2 protein-coding genes and 1 pseudogene are annotated in these 1,443 nt (G+C 42.4%); all 3 read right to left on the bottom strand.

The window, feature by feature from the left end:
- Nucleotides 1-107: 107 nt before the first annotated feature.
- Complete coding sequence (gene iolE / locus L2764_RS27160; RefSeq protein WP_248943445.1) at nt 108-1,001, bottom strand: myo-inosose-2 dehydratase; 894 nt, start codon at nt 999-1,001, stop codon at nt 108-110.
- Complete coding sequence (locus tag L2764_RS27165) at nt 998-1,177, bottom strand: hypothetical protein (RefSeq protein WP_248943446.1); 180 nt, start codon at nt 1,175-1,177, stop codon at nt 998-1,000. Before L2764_RS27165 ends, iolE begins: the two co-directional genes overlap by 4 nt.
- A 105-nt stretch (nt 1,178-1,282) precedes the next feature.
- Nucleotides 1,283-1,443: pseudogene (locus L2764_RS27170) on the bottom strand (IS66 family transposase); the annotation flags it as partial.

Raw genomic sequence — 1,443 nt, forward strand, 5'->3', positions numbered from 1 at the left:
AGGTTGCTCTCCTGTCTTTTGGTCGAGACTTGAGCCTACCTATACCGCGGTATAGGTGAAACCTATGCGAGTCACCCCGGCAGAGCCGGGGGTTTACCGTTTGTTAATTACAAGTCGTATTTACGGGCATAGCCGGTGATTTTTTCATAAGCCATTTTAGCGAATGTTAATGGATGAGCTTTGACTGGATCTTGTTCAGCTTCTACCAGTAACCAGCCTTGATAATCATGCGCTTTAAGTGCAGAAAATACGTCGTCATAATCAATATCACCAGCACCGGGAACAGTAAATACACCATCCAAAACAGCATTAAGGAATGATTTATCCGCAGCACGTGCGGCCTTCATTATATCCAAGCGAAGATCTTTAAAATGCATGTGGCCAATACGGTGTCCCCAGAGTGTAATCATAGAAACAAGATCACCGCCACCATAAATAATGTGGCCAGTATCCAGTGTTAAATAGACAGAGTCACCAGTCAGTTTCATCAAGGTACTGATGTCATCTTCCGTTTCACAGATTGTGCCAACATGATGATGATATGCCAGTTTAATTCCGTGTTTATTCAATAAGTGATCAGCAACTATAGTGAGCTTGTCTGCATACTCTTTCCATTCAGCCATCGTCAATATGACACGATGTGATAAAGGGGTATTGATGTCTCCATGTACACTATTACTCACTTCGCCGTAAACCATGGCACGACAATCCGCCGCTTTTAGAAGTTTGATGTGTTCTTGCATAGCGGCAATTTCTTCATCAACAGACAAGGCCATCAAGTTACCACTAAACCAACCTGATGCCAGTACAAGGCCATATTGCTTTAATAAAGGGAGTAATATTTCAGGTTCTCGTGGGTATTTTGTTCCTAATTCCGTTCCAGTAAAGCCGGCTTCAGCCATCTCACTCAAACAGGTTGCCAATAAAATATCTCCACCCAATTCAGGCATGTCGTCATTAGTCCAAGTCAAGGGGCTGATCCCATATTTCACCTTACTCATGCATTCCCCCACTTTGCTTTACTGAAAATAAGTATAGATGCTCCCCAGAAAAATGAAAAAAAATCAGTGATTACGAGAGCTAGCACATGTAAAACAGCAACAAAAATAACCATCAGTGTTCCATTAGTTTTCATACCCGCAGGATCAATCGAGCGGCCAATGTCTTCATAATCCATACCAACGACTTTCCAGTCATTATTGCGTTTTGAACTGCTCTAATATAGCTAAATAAGAATAATATGGCATAATATAGTCGTAAGTATTCACCAGAGGGGGATTGACTAAGCTGGCATGAGCCCAAATACGTCTGAGTAGTCCTTTTTATCAACCACGGCCGCAATGATAGTGCTGATCACTCTTATCGGGGATAACTGTCGCTTCTTGCACGTTTCAACGACAGATAGCAGCCGAGAGCGAAATTTCTCACCTCTATCTGAACTTG

The sequence above is a fragment of the Shewanella surugensis genome (assembly GCF_023284005.1).
GTDB lineage: Bacteria > Pseudomonadota > Gammaproteobacteria > Enterobacterales > Shewanellaceae > Shewanella > Shewanella surugensis.

Excerpts from the sequence above, each read along its gene's own strand:
- L2764_RS27165 (WP_248943446.1), bottom strand. The coding sequence starts at position 1,177 with ATGGATTATGAAGACATTGGCCGCTCGATTGATCCTGCGGGTATGAAA.
- iolE (WP_248943445.1), bottom strand. The coding sequence starts at position 1,001 with ATGAGTAAGGTGAAATATGGGATCAGCCCCTTGACTTGGACTAATGAC.